Here is a 26517-nt window from a genome sequence, read left to right as displayed (position 1 = left end):
TTTAATTGCTTTTTAAGGTAAATAATAAAAATAGCGAATACATTTTAACAATAAAATCGCTATTATTAACATTTATTTAATATTTTTGAAAAGCTAAAAACAAAAAACCAAATAAACCAATCCTTTGAAAAATATTCAAAAAAAGTCTCTTTACCTTATTCTATTTGGAATATTCTTAAACATTTACACTTCCTATTGCCAAACAAGTCAGGAAATTTCGGTCTACAATTGGTTTGATAAAAACATTGGTGTAGAATCTTTGGACTTCGAAAACGGATCAGCTCATTTGAATTTCGACAAAACAGTCGATAATCAGAATCGTTATTATATTTCTGAAGATTTTAAAAAAGGAAGTATTCGTTATAACAATCAGGATTATTTTGACTTATTATTAAATTATGACATTTATAACGACGAGCTTATCTTAAAACCTTATGGTGAATTAAACACGACAAAAATTAATATCATCACAAACAATGTTAGTTCTTTTAAAATAGGAAACGAGAATTTTGTAAATCTAACAGCATTAAAGCCTAATTACAGAAAAGGATATTATGAAAAAATTCCGGCAGGAAACAACGTAACACTTTTTATAAAATATTATAAAGAGAAGAAAAAAATCAATAAAGCTGAAATTGACCTGATAGAATTCGTGCCAAAATATGATTTTCTAATTTTAAAAGACAACTTATTTTACCCATTAAACGATAAAAAAGAAATCATAACACTATTCCCAAATAGTAAGAAAAAAATAAATGATTTCTACACTACCTACAGAAGTTTAAAAAAGGATGCACCTGCATTGTTTATGAAGAATCTATTGAAATATATTAATAATTAATATCTGCTAAATTATACAAATGAGAATATTTACGATCCTTTTATTATTTATCGGTTTTAATCAATTAATCTATTCGCAAGATCAAAAAAGCAACCTTAATCTTAATTACAGTAATACAAACAGAATTGAGGTTTTAAAAAAAATAGAAGCATCTACAAATTATCGATTCTATTTTCAGGAGGATTGGCTTGATAAAAATGTTCTAATATCAGGAGATTACTCCAATAAAACCATTCAGGAAATATTGAGTAAAGTTTTTGCAGATACTGATCTTAATTTTTTTATAGATAAAAATAAAATCATCTTAACAAAAAATAGTATTATCAATGATAAGTTCTTAAATGAAAAGTCAAAGAATGGTAATGTCCCTATCTTTTTTCAACAATATGATTCTGTGAAAAAAAATAAAACAGAATCTGCTCCAATCGCATTAATCGGTAAAGAAGCGCTAGATTCTGAAGTTGATTTCTATACACTTTCCGGTCATATAACTGACCTAAAGAATGAGAAACCGTTAGCAGATGTAACTGTAAAGGTAAAAAACACAACTATTACGGCTATTACAAATAGTGAAGGTTATTATAGTTTAAAACTGCCTACAGGACTGGCAACAATCGAAATTGAATCTGTATTGTACAACAATACTTCTCGAAAAATAATGATCTACAGTAATGGTACTTTAGATTTTTCTATAATTGAAAAAATAAATCAGCTAAAAGAAGTTGTTGTAAAAGGAAAAAACAGTCAAAACATCAGAACGGCAATAACAGGCGTTACGACAATCGAAGCCGAAGGGCTAAAAACTGTTCCTTTAGTTCTTGGAGAAAGAGATGTTTTAAAAATTGCCTTAACTATTCCGGGAATAAAGACCGCTGGCGAAGGTTCGTCAGGATTTAATGTAAGAGGAGGAAAAGAAGATCAAAATTTAATGCTTCTTGATAATGGTACTATTTATAATCCGGCTCATCTTTTTGGTTTTTTCTCGTCTCTAAATCCTTACACGATTAACAAAGTTGACATTTACAAAGGCGGAATTCCATCAGAATTTGGCGGTAGATTGTCATCTGTTTTTGATATAATTTCTAAAAACGGAAATACTGAAAAATTTTCAGGCGAAGGAGGAATTGGTCCCGTAACAAGTAATCTTACCGCATCTATTCCTGTTGTAAAAGGAAAAGCCAGTTTATTATTAGGCGGAAGAGCAACATATTCTGACTGGATTCTAAAATCTTTAGATGATGAAAACCTAAAAGACAGTCAGGCTTCATTTTATGACTTGTTTGCAAAATATACGCATAAAATAAACAAAAACAACGCAATTGAAGCTACTGGATATTATAGTAAAGATAAATATAGTATAACTCCTGATTCGTTATACCAATATAGCAACAGACTTATTTCCTTAAAATGGAAACACGCTTTTAATGAAAAAAACAACAGTGAGTTCAATGTTACGAATAGCGAATATAAATTCAGTATCGATTATGAATCACCCAATCCTGAATCATTTATTTTTAAATATAAGATAGATGAAACTCAGGCAAGTCTAAAATTTAATAGCGAATTAAGCAGCAAACATAAATTTACTTACGGAATATCCAGTAAACTGTATAAAGTTAATCCCGGAGAATTAGACCCAAAGGGAGAATCTTCAATAGTCAACCCAATTAAAATTGATGATGAAAAAGGACTGGAATCAGCTGTGTTTTTTTCTGATAAATTTAAAATCACTGACAAACTTTTATTAGATATTGGAGCTAGATATTCTTTGTATGCAGCTTTAGGAGCATTAACACAAAAAATCTATCAGGAAGGTGTTCCTATGACACCTTCAACCGTTGTTGAAGAAAAAAACTATGGAAATAATGATGTAATTAATACCAGTGGAGGTTTTGAACCAAGAGTTGCCTTAAGGTATATTTTTGATGAAAGCTTATTTGTAAAAGCAGGTTTTGATAAAAATTACCAATATATTCACCTCTTAACAAACAACACAACCCAATCGCCTACTGATACCTGGAAATTATCTGATTTGAATGTAAAACCTGAAAGCGGTTTGCAATATTCTCTTGGAGTTTTCAAAAAACTGGATTATAATGATATCGAGTTAAGCCTTGAAGGTTATTATAAAACCTCTAAAAATATTCTTGATTATAAAGTTGGAGCAAACTTACTTTTAAATCAGGATTTAGAAACTGAATTATTACAAGGTGACGGAAAAGCTTATGGTGTTGAATTTTTGCTGAAAAAATCAACCGGAAGACTTAATGGATGGATTGGTTATACCTATTCCAGAACATTTATAAAACTGGATAGTCAGTTTAATGATGAAAAAGTAAATAATGGTGCGTACTTTCCAACAAACTTTGATAAACCTCACGATGTAAGTATTGTAATGAATTACAAATTTACACATCGTTATAGTTTTTCTTCAAATTTTGTATATCAAACCGGAAGACCTATAACATATCCTATAGGCAAATATTATTATAACGGAGCCGAGTACACGATGTATAGCGATCGAAACAAGTATAGAATACCAGATTATTACAGATTAGACATAGGCTTAAATATTGAAGGGAATCATAAAATAAAAAAGCTAGCACATAGTTTCTGGAATATTTCAATTTACAACGTATTAGGACGAAACAATCCGTATTCTATCTTTTTTGTCACAAAAGACGGTCAGGTAAAAGCATATCAAACTTCGATTTTTTCTGTTCCAATACCAACTGTTACTTATAATTTTAAATTTTAAAAGATTATGAAAAAAATCTTCCAACATAGATTTCTTGTAACAATGATCCTCTTATCGATATTGGGTTGTACAACACCGTATAATTATCAAACAAATGGATTTGAAGATGCTATCGTCGTAGAAGCAACGATTACAAATGAGTATAAAAACCAGGAAATAAAAGTGTCAAGAACTTATAAACTTGAAGAAAAAACGCCAAACTTTGAGACTAAAGCTGTGGTTTATGTTACGGATGATATTGGCAATAAATATGAATTTAAAGAAGGTACCGAATCGTACATTTCTTTAACTCAATTTCTAGCTGCTTCGGGCAGAACATATCAATTACATATACTTACCAAAGACGGAAGATCTTATATTTCGAGTTCAGAAAAATTACCGCAAGAAACCAAAATCGATAAATTAGAATCTAAAGCAGTAACTAAAAATGGTGTACTTGGTGTAGAAATCACAGTAAACAGCTCTGATCCAACAAACAATTCAAGATATTATAAATACGAATACGAAGAAACTTATAAAGTCGTTGCTCCTAAATGGTATTATCAAAAAGCAGTTCCTGTTTTTTATGCACCTGGTTCGAATCCGCCAGGAAAAGTTGTTTTTGAAGACAGAACAGAAGAGGCCAGAATTTGTTTCTTAAATCAGAAATCAAATGATTTACTAATAACAAATACCAATCAACTAAGTGAAGACAAAGTAACTGATTTCCCTGTTCGGTTTATTAGCAGTAAAGATCCAATTATCAGAAACAGATATAGTATTTTGGTAAAACAATATGTTCAGAGTCTTGCTGCTCATACTTTTTATGAAACCTTAAAAGAGATTTCGAATAACGGAAGTCTTTTGTCACAAACACAACCAGGCTTTTTTTACGGAAATATTAAACCTGTTGATAATCCGGGAGAAAAAGTGATTGGTTATTTTAATGTTTCCTCTTATTCCGAAAAAAGATTGTTTTTTAATTTCGGAGACATTTTCCCGGGAAAACCAATTCCAGCTTACCAATATGATTGTCCGGCTCCAATTCCTGAGTTAGAAACTGACAATTACTTATTTACGTATTGTTTTGGTCAATCACCTGCTTGCAAAGGAACTACAATTATGAATTTACTTGCTACAGGAACAAGATCCTACTTTCCAGACGAAACCGGAGCTTACATATTGTATGCAATAGAATGCGGGGATTGCACTTCATTTTCATCAAACATAAAACCATCATTTTGGATAGATTAAAATATATAACACTGATCGTTTTAGCAATTAGTTTTCAGCAAATTTCGTTTGCTCAAAAAACCAATGCCATAACTGAACTGAATGAAATAGATAAAAAGTTAAATGAATCTCTTTATATCAGTACAAATGCAAATTCGTATTTAACCGGAGAAACTTTATTGTACAAGATTTTTTGTATCAATAAATCAACAAACTCTGCTTCAAATTATAGTAAAATCGCCTATTTACAGCTTATAGACAGCAATAAAAAAACTGTTTTTACACATAAATTATTTCTTGAAAACGGAGCCGCTAACAGTGATTTTTTCATTCCAACGACTTTAGAAACCGGAAGCTACAAACTTATAGGTTATACGAACTGGTTGCTTAATAAAAAAGTAACTGAATATTGTAATATTGACATTTTTATAATAAACCCTTATAAGGAAAAACCAACAAATAGCATTTCTCAAAAAGAATATGCTACACCACAGATTCTAACGAATGAGAATATATCCTTTGGTTTAAAAAGTAAAACATATCAAAATAGAGATTTGATAACATTTAAAATCAACACTAACTCTGATGATTTCACGAAAGGCAATTATATGCTTTCAATAAGAAAAGCAGATGGTTTTCTAGCTCAAAGTAAAACATCTTTTAATGAATTGGAGGAAAAAAATTCTAATAAAAATAGTCACACTGAAATAAATACTACTGATTTTACACTACCGGAATTGCGCGGAGAAATAATTGCAGGAAAAATATCATCAACAAGTTCAGATATTCAGAACAAAAAGATAGCTCTTTCTATAGTAGAAAAAAACTATACTTTAAAATTAACCAAAACGGATTCTCAAGGGAGATTCTTTTTCAATTTGGAAAAAGCGAATACAAGCGCAAATTTAGTCGTTCAGATTATTGAAGATAATAAACATGATTATACTATTGAAGTCGACAAACCAAAAGATATCGACTTCTCGAATTTGACGTTTCCTGTTGTCCAATTCAATTCTGATTTTAAACAAAACATTTCTGAGAGGTTAATTTCCAGTCAAATAGAAAATGCTTACTATAATATCAAAAAAGATAACATATTAGCGTCTAAAGACACGCTTGCTTTTTATGGGAATGCAGCAAAAGAATTTAAACTGGATGCTTTTACAAGATTTCCAACAGTAGCAGAAACCATAACTGAAGTTGTTGAAGGGACATATTTTACAAAAAACAACAATAATTACGCGATTCACGTTTATGATTATGATCCTAATTATGAATCAGTAATACCAGCATTATTAGTTGTTGATGGTTTAATAATTGAAGATATTAATGAGCTTTTTGTTTATAACTCTAAAAACATTGACAAGATCAATGTTGTAAAAGGCATTTATTACTATGGCTCAAAATCGTTTAATGGTTTAGTTATCTTTACTACCAAAAACGGAGATTATGAAACGAAACTTAAAGGCAATTTTATTATAAGACCTGAAGTTTTAAGACCTCAATCCACAAAAGAATATTTTCAACCTGATTACACCAATACTAAAAATGCAAGAATACCAGATTACAGACATCAATTATTATGGCTGCCAAAAGTCGATTTAAAAGATCCAAACTCTGAAATTGCAGTTTATGCATCAGATGTGTCAGGTAAATTCGAAATAATACTGGAAGGATTTTCTGCCAGCGGAAAACCTGTTTTGATTAAAGATACTATAGAAATAAAAGAAGGGAATGTAAATTAAAACATCTCATAAAACACACTTAATCAATCATTAACTATTATTATTGACAATAATGATGGAGCTAAATTCACGTTGAAGACAACACTGCCAAACCCTATAGTTTATCCATCCAATCTGGTGTCACATATAAATTTTAAAATATTTTTCATTTAATTGTAACTTTTTCTCCTCTCTTTACGTATAACTATTTGTACACTTAAAAATTGAGGAGACAAAAACATGAGACAACTTAAAATCACCAAGCAGGTAACAAATCGTGAAACTGCATCGTTAGACAAATACCTACAAGAAATTGGAAAAGTTGACCTAATTACCGCTGATGAAGAGGTAGAATTAGCACAAAGAATAAAGGCCGGTGATCAAAGAGCATTAGAAAAATTAACAAAAGCCAACCTACGTTTCGTTGTATCGGTTGCTAAACAATATCAAAATCAAGGATTAACTCTTCCGGATTTAATTAATGAAGGAAACTTAGGTTTAATTAAAGCGGCTCAACGTTTTGATGAAACTCGTGGTTTCAAATTCATTTCTTACGCTGTATGGTGGATTCGTCAATCGATTCTTCAGGCTTTGGCTGAACAATCACGTATTGTTCGTTTACCATTAAATAAAATTGGTTCTATCAATAAAATCAACAAAATGTATGCATTATTAGAGCAATCTAATGAGCGTCCGCCTTCTGCTGAAGAAATTGCAAAAGAACTTGACATGACTGTAAATGACGTAAAAGAGTCTATGAAAAACTCTGGTCGTCACTTATCTATGGATGCACCTCTTGTTGAAGGTGAAGATTCTAACCTTTATGACGTTTTACGTTCAGGAGAGTCTCCAAACCCGGACAGAGAATTAATTCACGAATCATTACGTACTGAAATCGAGCGTTCATTAGAAACATTAACTCCAAGAGAGGCAGATGTTGTTCGTTTGTATTTTGGTCTTGGCGATCAACACCCAATGACATTAGAAGAAATTGGAGAAACTTTCGACTTAACTCGTGAGCGTGTACGTCAGATTAAAGAAAAAGCAATCCGCAGATTAAAACATACTTCAAGAAGTAAAATTCTTAAAACTTATCTTGGGTAATCACCCGAAAAACCAATATTAAATTCCAAATTCCAAATATTGGGATTTGGAATTTATTGTGAAATTACGTATATTGGTTATTAAAGCAAACAACAGTTTGATTGACTGTTCGTTTTTTGATTGATGATTGAAACTCCGGCTGATTACCGGAGTTTTTTATTTTATTAAAATTTAACCGCAAAGCACGCAAGGGTTTGCGCTAAGTTCGCTAAGTTTTTTTTTAGTTTATTTTAAAAGCAAATATAAAACACAAGGCTTTGCGAACTTTGCGTTTTTAAAAAATCTTAAAAGAAAAAAAATCTTTGCGTGCTTTGCGGTTAAATTTTACTGTAAATCATAAAAAATCTATCTTTGCAAAAAATAACACAACACACAACTACACACAATGAAGAATACACTTATTGCTCCTTCTGTTCTTGCAGCTGATTTTGCCAATTTACAACGTGATATCGAAATGATCAATAACAGTCAGGCCGACTGGTTTCATATTGATATTATGGATGGAGTTTTTGTTCCTAACATTTCTTTTGGAATGCCCGTTTTAGAAGCAATTTCAAGACATGCTAAAAAAACAATCGATGTACATTTAATGATTGTTGATCCGGACAGATATATTAAAACTTTTGCTGATTTAGGCGCAAATATTTTAAGCGTACATTATGAAGCTTGTACACATTTACACAGAACCCTACAAGCTATTAAAGCTGAAGAAATGAAAGCCGGAGTTGCAATCAATCCTCATACTAATATTGATTTATTAGAAGATGTCATAAACGATATTGATTTAGTATGTATTATGAGTGTGAATCCAGGTTTTGGGGGACAATCATTTATTGAAAATACTTATGATAAAGTAAAAAAACTAAAAGATTTAATTACTCGTAAAAATGCTTCGACAATTATTGAAATTGACGGTGGTGTAACCAGTAAAAATGCAAAACAATTAGTAGAAGCCGGAGCTGATGTTCTGGTTGCAGGAAGCTTTGTTTTTAAAGCAGAGAATCCAACACAAACTATTGCAGAATTAAAAGTCTTAACAACTTTCTAGTTTTTTAAAGGAAATAAAAAATCAAGCCGAAGAGAAATCTTCGGCTTTTTTATGTGCTTTAATTTCAAAATTAAATCCGCAGGATCTGCGTAAAAAAAAATACTTATAATCTTTTTAATTCTATCTAACCCTTTACATTCAACTCTGGAAAAGAACAAACTGGTTTGTAATTTATTTTGCTGATTTAAAAATCCTTATCGCTTTTTAGGTTTTTCAAATTGGGAAAGAAATCTATTCCGGTCATTTTTTCAAGAGTTTCAATAGAAACGACAAAATTATAAAGTGACTCATCGCTATCTTTATTTGGAACCAAAAAGGCAATTGCTTTATGCTCTCTACCACTTTTAGCCAAAATTATTTTATAAAAATACTTAGGAACAGACACTTTTTCTGTTCCTATTTTTTTATCAGAATCTTTCAAAATTCCGCCCGTTACTACATAAACATCATTATACTTACTTGCCCAATAACGTGTTTTTTGTTCTAACCTATTCCAGATTCCGCTATTAAAATCATGATCCTGAGGCGAAATGTTCGAAGTATAAAATGTATCATTATAAGCACTTTCATTAAACTCCATATCACCGGCAGGACAAAGATGCCCTTTATCATAACCTGATTTTTTATAATTTCTCCAGTCAGCAGAACCTGTTGTCACACTTGGATCTTCAATAAAATATGGACGTTTATAGTTTGAGTTTTTTAAATATTCTTTCTTTAATTCATAAGCAACCCATTCTGCCTGCTCAAATTTCTCATTATAAGAAAGTGTATAATATGTGTGTTTAACGATTTGCCTGGTTGTAGAAGTTGGTAAATAAGAAATATCATATAAAGCATTTGTACTATTTTGATTAGATACAAAAGTAGATCCCTGATTATTAATCACTTCCTCTTTTACATTTATTTCTTTTTTACATGACGTTAACAAAAAACCAATTAACCCAAAAACTATATAATTTTTCATTTATCTGATATTTTATCTTTAGTTAAACTTACAAAAAAAACGCTCCAAAAAGCAGAACTTTTTGGAGCGTTTTACAATAAGTAAATCTATAATTAATTATGATTTTACCAATTTATCTTTTTTCATTTTAGGAGAAACTGTTCCTTTTGCAACTCCGCCTTTTGATTGCAAATCATCTAAAACATTCAATGCTTCTTCAACATAAACATCTTTAGATAATGCCTGATGCCAAACATCTCTTTTCTCTTTCAGGGTTGCATCACTTTTCATTTCAAGTTCTTCATATGGTAAAGATTTAAAAATCAAACTGTTTTTATATTCAGAAATTGGTTTGTATTTCTTCCCTTCATTCTCAACTTGTTCCTGAGTCGCTTTAAAACTATTAATGTTTAAGCTATAAGTGTTCTCTTTATTTTTAACATCAATCCATTTTGCGTTATCTTCAATTAATTTGAATTGCGCATTTTGGGCGATTCTGTTTTTACTGTTCAAAATTGCTTTAGAAAAGTTTTCATTAGAAGTCCACGTGCTGTAATCCGCCGGATCTATTTTATCCCAAGGCATTGCATTATCAATATCACGTTCCCCCATTTTCAGGTAAGCATAACGATCTGGCATAACAACATCACTATGAACACCTTCTAACTGAGTTGAACCTCCATTGATTCTGTAAAACTTTTGTCCTGTAATTTTCAAAGCTCCTAAATCTCCATAATTTGCATTACGAACAAACTGATTTAGATCAAGAACATTTTGCACAGTTCCTTTTCCGTAAGTTTGTTTGCTACCAATGATAACACCTCTTTTGTAATCCTGAATTGCAGCAGCCAAAATCTCTGATGCCGAAGCTGAGAAACTGTTTACCATAATTACTAATGGACCATCCCATTCGATTTTTTTATCTTTATCGTATAAAACTTCTTTCTTTTTACCTGCTGATTTTACCTGAACAATTGGTCCTTCTTCGATAAACAATCCAGCAATATCAACAACAGTAGATAATGATCCACCGCCATCATCACGAACGTCAAGTACAATACCGTTTATATCTTCTTTTTTTAATCTTTCGACCTCAAGAGCAATATCTTTTCCGGCATCGCGACCATCTTTATTTTCAAAATCGATATAAAATTTAGGCAAATAAATAACCCCGTATTTCAATCCGTTTCTTTCTACAATACTAGATTTAGCATATGTTTCTTCAATCTCAACTACATCTCTTATAATCGAAATTACTTTAATCGTTCCGTCTACTTTTTTAACTGTAAGTTTTACTTCAGTTCCTTTGTGTCCTTTAATTTTTTTAACAACATCATCTAAACGCATCCCTACAACATCTACAGGTTCTTCGTTTCCTTGTGCTACTTTCAAAATTAAATCTCCGGCTTCAAGTTGTTTTCCTTTCCATGCAGGACCTCCTGAAATCAATTCGTCTATTTGAGTAAAATCGTTTTTCTTGGTTAATCTTGCTCCAATACCTTCCAGTTTACCACTGATATTAACATCAAAACGATCTTTTTCTTCAGGGGCAAAATAGCTTGTATGCGGATCAAAACGCGTCATAATTGAGTTTACATAAACAGAAAACCAATCTTCTTTATTCAAATCCTTAATAAGGCTAAAGTTATCGTCTAATGATTTTAATGAACTATCACGAGTTTCTTTTTCTAAAGCTTCAAAAGTTTTTACTTTATATGCAGGATCTGTTTTCTTTTTATCTTCTTCTAACTTTTGTTTTGTTACAAGTGATGAAAGTGTCGATAACTTAATTTGTTTTCTCCATCTTTCATTTATCTCTGTTGCATTTTTTGCATAAGGCAACTTATCATAATCTGCGTTGAATGTTTCATCTACATCATAATTAAAAGGCTGCGCTAAAATAGTCTTATAACGTTTTTTGCTTTCTTCCATTCGTTTCATCAATCTTGTATAAGTAAGATTGAAGAACGTTAGATCTTTATTCAAAAACTGATCGTCTAATTGCAGCTCATATTGTTTAAATTCATCAATATCAGATTGCAAAAAGAATCTCTTTGAAGGGTCTAAAGCTTCAATATAGTCTTTAAATATACCTTTAGAAAATTCATCGTTTATTTCTGCAGGGCTATAATGTCCTTTTTCAATAACGAAAGCAAGTAGTTCTAAAAGCGTTTTATCTCTGTTTGGATCCGGATCAGCACTCTTATCTGCATTAATTTTAAAGGCAAATAAGGTTAAAGACAAGCATAATACGGCTATAAGTATTTTATAATTTCTTTTCATAAACTTAATAATAGCATTCATCAAATTTTTTAATCTAAGTTAACTGTAAAAATTGTGCCAAGTTGCCAAGTTGACTATAATTTTTTGTTAAAGATATAAAAATGTTTGATGTTCAAAAGTCTTCTTTAATTTAGTTTACAATTTTTATCTATTTGTTAGTATTCTACCAAAATCTGTTACTACATTTGCTTTTACAAGCTTTAATTTTGACAAATCAGAACAAAAATATCATCATGAAAAATGAAAAACCTTTAATATTAGTTACGAATGATGATGGAATTTTAGCTCCCGGAATCAGGGCTTTAATAAGTGTTATGGAAACCATTGGCGATGTTATCGTAGTTGCTCCTGACAAACCTCAAAGCGCAATGGGACACGCGATTACTATAAATAATACTTTATTTCTGGATAAAATCTCAAAAGAAGAAGACGTTGTTACTGAATATAGCTGTTCCGGAACTCCGGTTGATTGTGTAAAACTGGCAGTAAATGAAATTTTAAAAAGAAAACCGGATCTATGTGTTTCCGGAATTAATCACGGAACAAATTCCTCTATAAACGTTATTTATTCAGGAACAATGAGTGCTGCCGTAGAAGCCGGAATCGAAGGTATTCAGGCTATTGGTTTCTCATTATTAGACTTTGACTGGAATGCAGATTTTGAACAAATAAAATCATTCGTAAAAAAGATAACTTTAGAAACACTAAAAAACAAATTACCTCCTGGAGTTGTTTTAAACGTTAATTTTCCAAAATTAAAAGAAAAAGAAATTAAAGGGATCAAAATTTGTCGTCAGGCGAAAGCTTATTATGCCCAAAAATTTGACAAACGCCAAACTCCTTACGGAAAAGATTATTACTGGCTTACCGGAAAATTCACAAACGAAGACCAAGGCGAAGATACAGATGAATGGGCTTTAGAGAATGGATATATCTCTGTTGTTCCCGTGCAATTTGATTTGACGGCACATCATTCTATGCAACAACTTAATACCTGGGATTTAAATGAATAAAAAAGATCTTTTAATTGGTTTTATAATTGGAATATTCACTGCATTATTGGGCAGTTATTTATTCATCGCTTTTTTTACAAAATTTGATATCTCTACCGGATTTCAAACCATAAAACAACAAGGCTATTTAGGAAAAGTAATTACTATAGGTACTGTTTTAGATCTTGCCGTTTTTGGGATTTTATTAAAACGAGACGAGGAACTTAAGGCAAGAGGCGTAGTTTTGGCCGTGATTGTTTTAGCAATTTCTACTTTATTTATTTAAATCTTATCTTTGCCTTGCAAAAAAATGCCGGTGTTTTAATTATCAAAATACACTTTCAATACAATTCATATGAAATATTACATAATAGCAGGTGAAGCCTCCGGAGATTTACACGGTTCAAATTTAATGAAAGCTTTATATGAGGAAGATCCTCAGGCCGATATTAGATTTTGGGGAGGAGATTTAATGCAAAAAGCCGGAGGAACTTTAGTAAAACATTATCGTGAATTGGCTTTTATGGGTTTTGTTGAAGTGATTTTTAATTTAAAAACCATTTTGAACAACATTAAAATTTGCAAAAAAGATATTTTGGAATTCAAACCTGATGTTTTGATTTTTATCGATTATCCGGGTTTTAATATGCGAATTGCAAAATGGGCAAAAGCTTTAAATTACAAAACACATTATTATATTTCGCCTCAAATTTGGGCCTGGAAAGAAAACCGAATCAAAGCGATCAAACAAGATATCGATAAGATGTTTGTGATATTGCCTTTCGAAAAAAGCTTTTATGAAGACAAACATCATTTTCCGGTAGATTTTGTTGGCCATCCGCTAATTGATGCGATCCAGAATCAGCCTGCTTTTGATGAAACTATATTCCGAAGAGAAAATCAATTGGGCGAAAAACCAATTATTGCGGTTTTACCCGGAAGCCGTAAACAAGAAATCACAAAAATGTTGAGTGTTATGCTTAGTGTTGTTGACGATTTTCAGGAGTATGAATTTGTAATTGCTGGTGCTCCAAGTCAGGATCTTGAATTTTACCAACAGTTTATCAGCAATAAAAACATCAAATTTATTTCGAATAAAACGTATGATTTGCTTCGTTCGTCTACTGCGGCTCTTGTAACTTCAGGAACTGCCACTCTGGAAACAGCACTTTTTAAAGTTCCGGAAGTAGTTTGCTATAAAGGAAGTTCTATTTCATACCAAATTGCAAAACGTATCATAACCCTAAAATATATTTCGCTTGTCAACTTGATTATGGACCAGGAAGTTGTTACAGAATTAATCCAGAGCGAATGCAATACAAAACGCATTAAAGAAGAATTACAAAAATTATTAGAACCTGACTATCGCAGTAAACTGCTTAAAAACTATGATATTCTGGAGCAAAAATTAGGTGGAGTTGGCGCAAGTAAAAAAACTGCAAAACTTATTGTTGCTGATTTAAAACAAGTTTAAAAATTCTTTGGTTTGAAAAAAATAATTCTCTTTTTGCTTTTAGTTCTGTTTTTTGCTTCTTGCAAATCGACTTCGACCGCTGTAAGCAATAAAGAGTCTAAGAGAGAAAATAGAAATACGGTTAATAATTTAGTTGATAAGGCTACATCCAATATTGGCGTAAGATACAAAGCAGGCGGCACAACAAAAAGCGGCTATGATTGTTCCGGATTGGTATTTACCACATTTGAGTCAGAGAATATTAAATTGCCAAGACCTTCTTATGAACAGGCAAAAGTTGGGAAAATAATCAAATTTAATGATGCCAGAAAAGGTGATTTAATTTTCTTTAAAACAAATAAAAGCAAACAAATAAATCACGTTGGACTTATTACTGAAGTAAATTCTAATGAGATTAAATTTGTACATTCTTCTACCTCAAAGGGAGTTATAATTTCGTCTACAAAAGAACCTTATTATCAAAATTCTTTTGTGCAAATCAATCGGATTGTTGAGTAAATCCAATTAAACGAAATATATCTTTTTTCTTACAAATTATTTAATACTTTTAGCAAATGAAAGTATTAAGTTTTCCTTTAACCAAAATTACAATTTGGTTTTTATTTGGTATTCTGTTTTGTTATTACAGCAATTCTGCTCTTAATGTCGTTTTTGCCATACTTGTTGTTTGCTTAATTACATTTTTTGTTTCTTATTTTGTTAGCAAAAAAAATAAAAAATTCAATTCTGTTTTTGGAGTCAGTGCTTATTGCGTATCCTTTTTTATTGGCGCAATAACTTTATTACTTCACACTAATTCGCTTCAAAAGTCCAACTATATTCATTATAAAAAGGCATTTGAAACTCCGCAAACTATAACATTTACATTACGCGAAAAACTTAAAAGCAATACTTACAACGACAGATTTACAGCACTAATAAATACAATAAACAATGAATCTCATTCTGGTAAAATAATTGTAAACATTCAAAAAGACAGTCTTCAAAATCCTATTATAGGAAGTGTCATAAAGGTTAATACCATTTTACTGGGAAATACTCAGAGTAAAAATCCAAATCAATTTAATTACAGCAAATATCTCGAAGACAAGCAAATTTATGCTCAGGTATACATTAGCAAATCTGAGATTCGCATTAACAAAAAATTCAAAAAAGACATTTGGTATTATTCCGGCAAGCTTCATTCCCGGATCGTAAATAATCTTGAAACAGCTCATTTTAATAAAGAAGAAATGAATGTTGCCCTTGCACTAATTTTAGGACAGCAACAAGATATTTCTGCAGAGATTATTCAGGATTATCAATATTCAGGAGCTACACATATACTTTCCGTATCAGGATTACATGTAGGTTTTATTATGCTGTTTATTAATTTTATTTTAAAACCAATTCCCAATACCCGCAAAGGCTCATTCATTAAATTACTATCTATTCTAATTTCTTTGACGATTTTTGCTGTAATATCAGGTTTATCACCTTCTGTTTTACGTTCTGTTGTAATGTTTTCTTTTTTAGCCACAGGAAATCATTTACGAAGAAGCGGGAGCATTTATCACACCTTATTAGTCTCAATGCTTTTAATATTGCTTTTTGAACCATATTTTTTGTTTGATGTAGGTTTTCAATTAAGTTATCTGGCGTTGCTCTTTATCGTTTGGCTTCAACCGCTATTAAAACGAATATGGACGCCAAAAAAGAAAATCCTAATCACAATCTGGAATGCATTAACTGTATCGTTTGCAGCACAAATAGGCACATTACCTTTGTGTCTCTATTATTTTCATCAATTTCCGGGACTCTTTTTTGTCACAAATATTGTCATCATTCCAATCTTATCTTTTATAATGATCGCGGGAATTATAGTAATGCTTTATGCTGTGTTTACCTCGCCTCCTATATTCATAATCGAAATTTTCGAAAAAAGCATTTATCTTCTAAATAAAACCATCCATATTGTAGCTTCGTTTGAATGGTTTGTAATACGTGATATTAGTTTTAATTTCTATTTTCTTCTAACTTTTTATCTGTTTATTATTGCTGCAATTATTTGGAATAAAAATCCCAGTTACAACAAATTTGTATTTTTTCTAATTACAGTCATATTAGTGCAAATTTCTTTTCTCTGCACTAAAAAAGAAATTGAAAGCAAACATGAATTGATCATTTACAATACAAAGAAAAACACGTTGATATCTGAAAGAAGAGGAAAGAATATTACAATTTTTACAACTGATACTATTTCAAAAAACAATATTTTAAACACGTATTTAGTTGGGAATTTTGGAGAATTAAAATCAATTTATAAAATTAAAAATACTTTATTTTTTAATGGAAAAAGAATAGCGGTAATTGACAGTTCAGGAATTTATGCAACTAAAATTCAACCGGACATATTAATACTTACTCAGTCGCCAAAAATAAATCTAGAACGTATTCTGGATGATTTACATCCAAAAATATTAATTGCAGATGCTTCTAATTCTAATAATATACAGAAGATCTGGAGAGCAACTTGTCTTAAAAAAAACATCCCTTTTCACGCAACTAAAGAAAAGGGATTTTACAGATTAAATTAAAGGATCAATTATTCTCCTCGCAATATTGTCTTAGCATCTGATATCCATTTTTTTGGTCCACCAACTTTATATTCGAGCAATCCAAGTTTATTAATTGTGGGTTTGTTTTTTCTAACAGAAGCTGTAGCGAGGCAAACCTGAGTTAGTTCTTCGATACCTAAAGCTTCTTTTAATCTAAGATTTTGTTCTCTCTCTTCGCTGGACAGTTTAGAATCTGACAGATCAAGTTTTAGCAAAACAACATTATTATCTGACCAGTCTGCAAACTCAGTCGTCGCAAAAACTTCGTTTTGTATTTTCTGGGAAGTACCAACTGAAGTAAAAAATATTAATAACGGTTTTCTTTGTTCGTCACTGGACTTAATTGCTTCATTCATATTTGTTTTCCAGGCTAAACTTTGCGAATGCAGAAAAAATGAACCTAAAAAAAATAATAGAGTAAGTAGTTTTTGTTTCATGTTAGTTCTGATTTAATTGTATTTATTTGACTAATTTAACACAAATAATATTAAATATAAACACAAAACAATATTACATTAAGTAAAAAATAACAAAAATGAATATTAGGCAATAAAAACGCAACATATATATAAAATAAGAAAAAAACAGCCCTATAAATGATAAACTATTGATTAGCAACAGTAAACTATAAATAAAAAAATCCCTTATTACTCATCGAGTAAAAGGGATATGTTTAATAAGCATTTATTAAATCACTTATGGATTCAAGATCAAATTGGCATCATTTATCCAGCCTTTTGCTCCTCCTGGTTTATAAGGAACAAGACCCAGATTATTAAAAGTTGTTTTTCCTTTTCTAACAGATGCCATTAAAAGGCATGCTTGTGGCAATTCATCGATACCTAGTGCATTTTTTAATTTTACATTTTGATCTTTTACAGTCTCAGATACATTAGCGTCAGATAAGTCAAGTTTAACTAAAATAACATTATCACGCGACCAAACCACAAAATCAGGAGTTCCAAAAATTTCGCTTTGAAATTTCTGCGAAACACCCGCCGCAGTAAAATAAATTAACAAAGGTCGTTTTTGTGCATCACTTGCCATGATGGCGTCATTCATATCAGTCTTCCAAACTTGTGAATGTAGAAAAAACGAACCTAAAAAAAATAGTAAAATAAGTAGTTTTTGGGTCATATTAAATTGGCTTTAAGTAGGTTTACGCGACTAAATTAACATAATATCTGAACCAAACAAATGATATACAAACAAAAATTAGAGTAAAAACAATAAAAACAAGAATTCATTAAAAAAATCTCAATATTTTAGCAAAATGAAAAAAAATAGCACCTTAAAAAACTAAATATTGATTGCAAATATTGATTAACACCCAAAAAAAATCCCTTTTCACCAGAAAGCGAAAAGGGAGCCTACAAATTAAACTAAGAAACTTAATTTAAATTTAATTATTCACTAGGATGTAAAATCGCATTCGACTCTGCGATCCACGCTTTTGCACCACCCGGTTTATAGGCGATTTTTCCTAAAGCACTAAATGTCGTTTTGTTTTTTCGAATCGAAGCACTTGCAAAACATACTTCAGGTAAATCCTCAACGCCAAAGGCATTTTTTAATTTCACATTCTGTTCCTTATCACTTTCATCTTTAGATGCATCAGATAAATCTAATTTTACAAGAACTACATTATCACGTGACCAGACTGCAAAATCCGGTGTCTTAAAGATTTCGTTCTGAAGATTGTCCGGTACACCTGAGGCAGTGAATAAAATCAACATTGGTTTTCCTAGTTCATTGCTTATTGCGATTGCATCAGTCATGTTTGTTCTCCAAACTAAATTTTGCGAATGCAAAAAATATGAACCTAAAAAAAATAGTAGGATAAGTAATTTTTTAGTCATAGTATAATGGTTTTGGTTAGTATAGCATGACGAAATTAACATATTATTTTAATTTTCCAATTTTTATTAATACAAAAAATACATTATGTGTTTTTTTTATTGTAAAAAAATATCAAAGTCCTAAAAACATAAAAACAAATGAATAACTTTTCTTACTAAACAAAAAAAACTCCTTACAATACTGTAAGGAGTTTTTATAAATAATATAGATTTTTATTCTCTTTAAGATTTTTTTGGATGAACAATTCCTTCAGCAACTGTTAACCAAGCAGATGGACCACCGGCAACGTAACCTGTTTGACCAAGACCTTTAAAATTAACTTTTCCGTCTTTTGATTCAGCGCTTGTAAAAAACACTGTAGGGAATCCCTGAATACCAAAAGCCTGCTGCAATTCATTATTCTGATTTTTAATCTCAGGAGTCTGAGGTGTTCTTCTAGGATAATCCAGTTCAACTAAAATAACATTATCCTTAGCCCATTTAGTAAATTCAGGTGTTTTTAAAACTTCATTTTGCAAACGAATGCACCAACCACACCAATCGCTTCCGGTAAAAAACATCAACATTGGTTTTTGTTCTTTATTACTTACGGTAATTGCCTCTTTTACATCGGTATACCATTTTAGTTCTTGAGCTTGCGTTGCAAATGCTCCAACTAAAAACAATGTTATTAAAAATATTTTTTTCATTTTTATTTTATTTTGGACAAATTTAAACAAAAAAAGAATCGCTCAATACGGTCTATTTTACTTCTTGCATTAATTTTTTAATAATTGGCGAAATCGCAATCAAAATAACCCCTGCAACAAGCGAATAAATTGCTAATTGATAATATCCTTCGGTATACGATTGTAACTTAGACAATAAAGTATCTCCTGTATTTGATCTTGATATCTCTGCTCCTAACTTCCCTGCAAATAATTGCCCAAATGCACTTGCCAGAAACCATAATCCCATCATCATACCAAATAATCTTTTTGGAGATAACTTGGTAATAATTGACATCCCGATTGGTCCTAAACAAAGCTCACCAATTGTTGTTACCAGATAAGCAAAAGTAAAGACGTTTAAAGATGCGATACCTTCTGAATTTGCAAAAAACTTTGTTAGATAAAAGATATAGAATGAAGCTCCCAGAAACAAGAATCCAATTCCAAATTTAATTAAGGTGTTAGGTTCAATTCTTCTTTTACCCATCCAAATCCATAACAAACCAATAAGCGGACTTAAAGCCACTACAAAAAACGTGTTAGAACTATTGTTTACCACATTGGGATCAATTGTAAAACCCAGTAATTTATTACTTAGATTATCTTTTGCAAAAAGTGATAATGAACCACCACTTTGCTCATAAATTGCATTAAAAAGCAAATAAAAGAATACGAACAGAAAAGCTGCAAAAAGCTTTTTCTGCAATTTTATATCTCCTAGTTTAATTAGTTCATACGTAAAATACAAAACAGCAACTATCCCAATTGTATACATGAAATAATCTGTGTAATCTGTATTTTTTACCATTATAAAAATAAACGGCAAACTCAATATAGAAATAGCATATACTGCAATTTCGCGGATTCTTCTTTTACCTGGTTCTAAATCTAATAACGGCGAATCACCAATTGGCCCCAAATACTTTTTAGTAAATAAAAAGGTAACTAAACCTAAAAACATCACTACAGCTGCCGATAAAAAGCACAATTGCCATGAATAATATTTCCCTAAATAAATACACAAAGCACCTCCTAAAAGACCTCCAACATTTATTCCGGCATAGAACATTCCGTAACCAGCATCTCTTCTTCCGTCATCTTCATGATATAATTCCCCAACCATTGAAGAAACATTTGGTTTAAAAAACCCTGTTCCAATAATCGAGAAAGCAATACCGTAATAAAACAGTGTTTGCGGAGAAAAGGCAATCAAAAGATTGCCCAGAATCATAACGATTCCTCCAAAGAATAATGACTTTTTAAATCCTAAAACCTTATCGGCAAAAATACCTCCAATAAAAGTAAAGGCGTATACAAAAGCCTGAATAGCTCCGTATTGCAAATTGGCATGTTCATCTTTTAATAAAAGCTGATCTACCATAAAAAATGTAAGTACACCACGCATTCCGTAAAAACAGAAACGTTCCCACATTTCAACAAAAAACAAATACCACAATTGTTTTGGATAGTTGCCCTTAAAATTTTGAATTTCTTCTAATGTTATTGTTTTCTCCATTTTATCTAACGCCATGCATCATTTTTTTCAAGAACGGAGTCAAAGCAAATAAAACTATCGCTGCGATACCTGTAAGCACAACAAATACCATAAAAAACTCGTATAAGTTATGAATTTCGAATCCGGCAAAAAAGTGATTATGAGCGCTAATCTGATGTTGCTCTAAAAGAGACAATTGCTCTTGAGTTGGTACAACTTTGTTATCTAAAACTGCCTGAAGATCGATTCCTAATTCTTTAGCTTTAGCAAATTTATCTCCTGTTGCAGGCAAAATAGATCCTAAAGTCCCTCCTAATGCATAACCAGACGCATTAGACAAGAAAAATACTCCGTATAATAAAGATGCAAAACGTTTTGGAGATAATTTCCCTACCAATGATAAACCAATTGGAGACAAACATAACTCAGCACATGTATTTAAGAAATATAATAAGATAAGCCATTTTACTAATAATAATCCTGAAGTTCCGATATAAGAAACCTGAGTTGCAATCATAAAGAAACTCACAGAAATAACCACTAAACCTACAGCTAATTTCACTGGCGAAATTGGTTCTTTGTCTTTGGCTCTTAAAGTATCCCAAAGTATACTAAAAGGAACTGCTAATATAACTACAAATAATCCATTAAAAATCTGAACCATTGACGGAGGCATTAGCCAGCCAAAGAAATTTCTGTCTGTTTGATTGTCTGCAATAAAAGTCAATGACGAACCTGCTTGTTCAAAAGCCGCCCAGAAGAAAATAATAAAGAACGAAACGATATAAATTACAATAATCCTGTCTCTTTCGATTTTTGTTAATGATGTATCAGAAATAATTAATCCTGCCAATGATATACCACTTGAGTAAATTAATGTATAAATCAAGTTTTGACCTACAGCATAATGAAAAAAGAATCCAAGTGCGATAAATGCAACTCCGGCAATTGTTAAAGCTTTATTAGAAAAATTAGCTTTTTGTGCTTCTCCTTCTTCAAAATCAGAAGCATCATTTTTAGAAGGCAAACCTCCTAATGGTTTTCCTTCAGGAGAAACTACATATTTATTTTTTAAAAAGTAAAAAAGAATAGTTCCTAAAAGCATCGCAACAGAAGCCGCCATGAATCCCCATCTAAAAGCATGGATATCTCTAATTCCACCTGCATCTTTTACATCACCTAATAAAGGACAAATAGACTGCCCTAAGAAAGCCCCAATATTAATTCCCATATAGAAAATTGTAAAAGCACTGTCTAATTTTGTTTTTTCCTGTTTAGGATACAAACTTCCAACCATACTTGAAATGTTTGGCTTGAAGAATCCGTTACCAAAAACGATAACTCCTAATGCAGAATACATAATGATCTTCGCTAAAGGTAAATTAGCTTCAAAAATACTTCCACTGGTAAACAGCAACATTTGACCTATTGCCATTAATAAACCGCCTAATAAAATACAGTTTCTGTTCCCTAAAAAACGATCGGCAACAAAACCTCCCAACATTGGCGTTAAGTAACAAAGTCCAAGGAAACCTCCATAAATTAAAGACGCTTCTTCTTCTTTCATCAATAATGAATTCACAAGAAATAAAGTTAATAAAGCTCGCATTCCATAAAAATTGAATCTCTCCCACATCTCCGTTCCAAACAATACCCAAAGTCCTTTTGGATGCGCCGTTTTTACTTGAGTTTCTCCCATATTATTCATTATTTGTTAAAGGTTAAAAATTTTAGATTATAAATTTTCTTTGATAAAGTTAGTCATTTTATTATAAAGCTGAATTCTCGTCTGACCTCCATAAATACCATGATCTTTATCCGGATATATCTGAGAATCAAATTGTTTATTAGCCTGAATTAACGCTTCCATCATTTGCATAGAGTTCTGAACATGAACGTTGTCATCACCAGATCCGTGAATCAATAGAAACTTACCTTTTAATTTATCAACGTGATTTATTGGCGAATTTTGATCGTATCCGCTTGCATTTTCCTGCGGAGTCTGCATGTATCTTTCTGTATAAACACTGTCATAAAAACGCCAGTTTGTTACCGGAGCAACAGCAATTGCCATTTTAAAAACATCATTACCCTGAAAAATACAGTTCGAAGCCATAAAACCTCCATAACTCCAACCCCAGATTCCAATTCTTGACGCATCAACATAAGGATATGCACCAATTACTTTTGCGGCATCGATTTGATCTTCTACTTCGTATTTCCCTAATTGTTTTTGCGTTACTTTCTTGAAATCAGCACCTTTATAACCTGTTCCTCTTCCATCTACACAAGCCACAATATAACCTTGCTGAGTAAGCATCATAAACCAATATTCGTTAGAACTCCCCCATTGATTAACAACTTGTTGAGATCCCGGTCCTGAATATTGAATCATAAAAACCGGATATTTTTTAGAAGCATCAAAATCTTTAGGCTTCATAATCCAGGCATTTAGCTCGTTTCCTTTAGCCGTTTTTAAAACAAAAAATTCTTTTGTTGGTAAATTATATCCCTTCAATTTCTCTGCAAGTGCCTGATTGTTTTCTATAACCTGAACTTCTTTTCCGGTTTTAGCCTCGTTTAAAGTATAAATTGTAGGTTTTGCAGCGCTTGAAGACGTATTTATGAAATACTGAAAGTTAGGGCTAAAAGTAGCTGCGTTTGCGCCAGTATTTTTAGACAAACGAACTTTGTTTTTTCCGTCTAATCCTATGCGGTAAATATCTCTGTTGATAGAACCATTTTCTACAGACTGGTAAAAAATAGTTTTGTTTTTTTCGTCGAAACCGTAGTATGAAGTTACTTCCCAGTTTCCTTTTGTAACCTGATTTTTAAGCTTTCCTGTTTTATCATAAACATATATATGATTAAAACCGTCTTTTTCGCTTGTCCAGATAAAACTGTTATCTTTTAAGAATGTCAAGTTATCAGTAACATCAACATATGCTTTATCTTTTTCATTCAAAACCACTTTTGCAGTTGCTGTAGTTCCGTCAACAAATAGTAAATCTAAATTATCCTGATGGCGGTTTAAAACCTGTGCAGATAATATATTGTTATCATTTGTCCATTGTAATCTTGCAATATAGAAATCATTATAATTTGCTAAATCAACTTTTTTAGTAGTATTGCCCGTTGCATCATATATATGTAATGAAACTTCAGAGTTTTTTTCTCCGGCTTTTGGGTATTTAAACGTTTCAATAGTTGGATATAAGTCTTTTTTGAAAATTGACATTGAAAATTCCGGAACCTGACTTTCGTCGAAACGAATATAAGCTAGTTTTTTACTGTCTTTACTCCAATCGAAAGCCCGTACAAAAGAAAATTCTTCCTCATAAACCCAATCCGTAATACCATTTATAATAGCATTCTTTTTTCCGTCAGTTGTAAGTGCTGTTGATTTTTTTGAAGCTACGTCATATACATATAAGTTGTTTTCTCTGGCATATGCAATTTTAGTTCCATCAGGAGAAAAAGTAGGTTCCTGAATCTGAAAATCAAAGAGTTTAGTCAACGACTTAGAAGTTATATCATATAAAAAATAATCTGCTGTAAAAGAGTGACGAAAAATTTTATTCGAATTACAAGCAATCAGAATCTTTTTTTCTGAAGCATCAAAAGTATAACTGTCAATTCCTTCTGCAAGAGCTTTATGATTTTTAGTATCAATTAAATTCGATACCTTTTTTAGCGTTGCAAAATCGTATAAATCAATCTGCATACTTCTACTTGCCTGATCTACATTTAAAACAGTATATTGATCTGTATTTTTTAAAGATTGCAATTCGTCCATACCTTTTGGCCTAAACGCTCCACCATAAATATCTTCGATCGTAATTTTTTGTTGTCCAAAAACAGTAGCAACTAAAAATAAAAAAATTACAGTAATTTTACTTGTATTCATCAGAATTATTTTAAATATAAAAAAGAGCCCAATTTTAGTAAAAAAAATGAACATAATACACATTTCAACTGTTAAATGTTAAAAAAAATAACGTTTGCGTACTTTTCAAATTTCAAATACTTTGCAAACAAAACTCTTAAAATGGTATCTTTGCCGCGACATTATTATTTAAAATACTGAGAATGAACAACGCTGTTGCCGGATTTTCTAAACTATCCAAAAAAGAAAAAATAAACTGGATCGCCAATACATATTTTTCAAACCCTGAAGAAGCGCTGAATATTATAAGAAATTACTGGAATTCAGACGAAAAGCTTCAACAATTGCATGATGAATTCATAGAAAACACCATTACAAACCTCTATATACCACTTGGAGTGGCTCCTAACTTCTTAATCAACGGAAAATACAAAACTATTCCAATGGCTATTGAAGAAAGTTCAGTAGTTGCAGCCGCATCAAAAGCAGCAAAATACTGGGCAACCAGAGGCGGTTTTAAAGCAACCGTAATCGACACTGAAAAGATTGGTCAGGTTCACTTTACTTTTAACGGAGATGCAGAAAAACTTCAATCCTTTTTTGATCAGATAAAACCTAAATTTTTCTCTGAAACACAAAGCATTACGAAAAACATGCAACAACGTGGCGGAGGAATTTTAGATATTAAACTAAAAGACAAACGTAGTTTACTGGAGAATTATTTCCAGCTTCATGCAACCTTTGAAACAAAAGACAGCATGGGTGCTAATTTCATCAACTCTTGTTTAGAACAATTTGCAACAACTTTGAAAGATGAATTTCAAAATTCAGATATATTTTCTGAAGATGAAACCCTCAAAGTTGTCATGAGTATTTTATCTAATTATGTTCCGCATTGTGTTGTAAGGGCCGAAGTTTCATGCCCTATCGAAGATCTAAAAGAAAAACATATCGATAATCCGCAAGAATTTGCAGAGCGTTTTTTACAAGCAGTTCAAATTGCCGAAGTAGAACCTTTTAGAGCCGTAACCCATAATAAAGGAATCATGAACGGAGTTGACGCGGTAATTCTTGCCACCGGAAATGACTTTAGAGCTGTCGAAGCCGGAGTTCACGCTTATGCTTCCAGAAACGGTCAGTATGCAAGTTTATCTCATGCTAAAATCGAAAACGGAATTTTTACTTTTTGGCTTGAAATTCCATTGGCATTAGGAACCGTTGGCGGATTAACGTCCTTGCATCCTTTAGTAAAATTATGTTTCGATATTCTTGAAAAACCATCTGCACAAGAATTAATGCAAATTGTTGCTGTCGCAGGTTTGGCACAAAATTTTGCCGCTTTACGTTCTTTAACTACAACCGGAATTCAGGAAGGACATATGAAAATGCACCTAAACAACATCATCAACCAATTTGAAGCCAGCGAAGAAGAGCGTCGTTTAATAAAATCTCATTTCAAGAAAAATGCTGTTTCGCATAGTGCCGTTGTAGAATTTATTGAAAACTTAAGAAAATAATCCAGCCAAATAATCAGAAGCTATTCCCGCTATTCGTTGCAATCTTTTATGCCTCCCGAAGCTTCGGGAC

General features: G+C 31.5%; 21 protein-coding genes. 12 read left to right on the top strand and 9 right to left on the bottom strand.

All coding sequences use genetic code 11. The annotated features are described in order from the left end of the window. Positions 1–124 precede the first annotated feature (124 nt). From ASF10_RS02140 to rpe, 6 genes are all read left to right on the top strand, one after another. A complete protein-coding gene (locus tag ASF10_RS02140; RefSeq protein WP_056244788.1) occupies positions 125–841 on the top strand; it encodes a hypothetical protein in 717 nt (238 codons plus the stop codon). 19 nt (positions 842–860) lie between these two features. Then, a complete protein-coding gene (locus ASF10_RS02135) occupies positions 861–3599 on the top strand; it encodes a TonB-dependent receptor (protein ID WP_056244784.1) in 2739 nt (912 codons plus the stop codon). A gap of 6 nt (positions 3600–3605) precedes the next feature. After that, positions 3606–4832, top strand: coding sequence for a DUF4249 domain-containing protein (locus ASF10_RS02130; protein ID WP_082472367.1), 1227 nt, complete (start codon positions 3606–3608; stop codon positions 4830–4832). Further along, positions 4820–6556: a hypothetical protein gene (locus tag ASF10_RS02125; RefSeq protein ID WP_056244779.1), complete on the top strand. Its 1737-nt coding sequence runs from the start codon at positions 4820–4822 to the stop codon at positions 6554–6556. The genes ASF10_RS02130 and ASF10_RS02125 overlap by 13 nt, the downstream gene beginning before the upstream one ends. A gap of 219 nt (positions 6557–6775) precedes the next feature. After that, on the top strand, positions 6776–7639 hold the full coding sequence (locus tag ASF10_RS02120) for an RNA polymerase sigma factor RpoD/SigA (RefSeq protein ID WP_007804760.1): 864 nt from the start codon (positions 6776–6778) through the stop codon (positions 7637–7639). A 385-nt stretch (positions 7640–8024) separates the two neighbouring features. Then, the gene (gene rpe / locus ASF10_RS02115) at positions 8025–8687 is read left to right on the top strand and encodes a ribulose-phosphate 3-epimerase (RefSeq protein ID WP_056244777.1); all 663 of its coding nucleotides are present in this window, start codon (positions 8025–8027) and stop codon (positions 8685–8687) included. A 184-nt stretch (positions 8688–8871) separates the two neighbouring features. Here rpe and ASF10_RS02110 read toward each other — a convergent pair whose 3' ends face one another. After that, positions 8872–9654, bottom strand: a complete 783-nt coding sequence (locus ASF10_RS02110; protein ID WP_056244773.1) for a DNA/RNA non-specific endonuclease — start codon at positions 9652–9654, stop codon at positions 8872–8874. A gap of 96 nt (positions 9655–9750) precedes the next feature. Next, positions 9751–11937, bottom strand: a complete 2187-nt coding sequence (locus ASF10_RS02105; RefSeq protein ID WP_056244768.1) for a carboxy terminal-processing peptidase — start codon at positions 11935–11937, stop codon at positions 9751–9753. Between the two features lie 212 nt (positions 11938–12149). Between ASF10_RS02105 and surE the strand changes: the two genes are divergently transcribed. The 5 genes from surE (at position 12150) to ASF10_RS02080 (ending at position 16958) form a co-directional block, all read left to right on the top strand. Further along, a complete protein-coding gene (gene surE, locus ASF10_RS02100; protein WP_056245569.1) occupies positions 12150–12929 on the top strand; it encodes a 5'/3'-nucleotidase SurE in 780 nt (259 codons plus the stop codon). Next, a complete protein-coding gene (locus ASF10_RS02095) occupies positions 12922–13194 on the top strand; it encodes a hypothetical protein (RefSeq protein WP_056244764.1) in 273 nt (90 codons plus the stop codon). Before surE ends, ASF10_RS02095 begins: the two co-directional genes overlap by 8 nt. A gap of 69 nt (positions 13195–13263) precedes the next feature. Continuing rightward, positions 13264–14382, top strand: a complete 1119-nt coding sequence (lpxB, locus tag ASF10_RS02090) for a lipid-A-disaccharide synthase (protein WP_056244759.1) — start codon at positions 13264–13266, stop codon at positions 14380–14382. 12 nt (positions 14383–14394) lie between these two features. After that, on the top strand, positions 14395–14880 hold the full coding sequence (locus ASF10_RS02085) for a C40 family peptidase (RefSeq protein ID WP_056244757.1): 486 nt from the start codon (positions 14395–14397) through the stop codon (positions 14878–14880). A 56-nt stretch (positions 14881–14936) separates the two neighbouring features. Then, the gene (locus tag ASF10_RS02080; protein WP_056244754.1) at positions 14937–16958 is read left to right on the top strand and encodes a ComEC/Rec2 family competence protein; all 2022 of its coding nucleotides are present in this window, start codon (positions 14937–14939) and stop codon (positions 16956–16958) included. 8 nt (positions 16959–16966) lie between these two features. Here ASF10_RS02080 and ASF10_RS02075 read toward each other — a convergent pair whose 3' ends face one another. The 7 genes from ASF10_RS02075 to ASF10_RS02045 all read right to left on the bottom strand — a co-directional run bounded on the left by ASF10_RS02075 (position 16967) and on the right by ASF10_RS02045 (position 24951). After that, positions 16967–17416 (bottom strand): hypothetical protein, encoded by a 450-nt coding sequence (locus tag ASF10_RS02075; protein WP_056244750.1) that lies wholly within the window; start codon positions 17414–17416, stop codon positions 16967–16969. 259 nt (positions 17417–17675) lie between these two features. Then, positions 17676–18116, bottom strand: a complete 441-nt coding sequence (locus tag ASF10_RS02070; protein WP_056244747.1) for a hypothetical protein — start codon at positions 18114–18116, stop codon at positions 17676–17678. A gap of 269 nt (positions 18117–18385) precedes the next feature. After that, positions 18386–18838 (bottom strand): hypothetical protein, encoded by a 453-nt coding sequence (locus ASF10_RS02065; RefSeq protein ID WP_056245566.1) that lies wholly within the window; start codon positions 18836–18838, stop codon positions 18386–18388. Positions 18839–19060: 222 nt separating this feature from the next. Next, a complete protein-coding gene (locus tag ASF10_RS02060) occupies positions 19061–19528 on the bottom strand; it encodes a thioredoxin family protein (RefSeq protein WP_056244743.1) in 468 nt (155 codons plus the stop codon). 52 nt (positions 19529–19580) lie between these two features. After that, positions 19581–21065 carry a peptide MFS transporter gene (locus ASF10_RS02055; RefSeq protein ID WP_056245564.1) on the bottom strand — a complete coding sequence of 495 codons (1485 nt, stop codon included), beginning with the start codon at positions 21063–21065 and terminating at the stop codon, positions 19581–19583. A 1-nt stretch (position 21066) separates the two neighbouring features. Then, positions 21067–22743 carry a peptide MFS transporter gene (locus tag ASF10_RS02050; protein ID WP_056245560.1) on the bottom strand — a complete coding sequence of 559 codons (1677 nt, stop codon included), beginning with the start codon at positions 22741–22743 and terminating at the stop codon, positions 21067–21069. 36 nt (positions 22744–22779) lie between these two features. After that, positions 22780–24951 (bottom strand): S9 family peptidase, encoded by a 2172-nt coding sequence (locus tag ASF10_RS02045; protein WP_056244740.1) that lies wholly within the window; start codon positions 24949–24951, stop codon positions 22780–22782. Between the two features lie 182 nt (positions 24952–25133). On the opposite strand from ASF10_RS02045, the gene ASF10_RS02040 reads away from it, so the two are divergent. Beyond that, positions 25134–26447, top strand: coding sequence for a hydroxymethylglutaryl-CoA reductase, degradative (locus ASF10_RS02040; protein ID WP_056244737.1), 1314 nt, complete (start codon positions 25134–25136; stop codon positions 26445–26447). Positions 26448–26517: the final 70 nt, after the last annotated feature.

The sequence above is a fragment of the Flavobacterium sp. Leaf82 genome (assembly GCF_001422725.1).
In the GTDB taxonomy this organism is placed as follows: Bacteria; Bacteroidota; Bacteroidia; order Flavobacteriales; family Flavobacteriaceae; genus Flavobacterium.
This window is presented reverse-complemented; position numbering and strand designations above follow the sequence as displayed.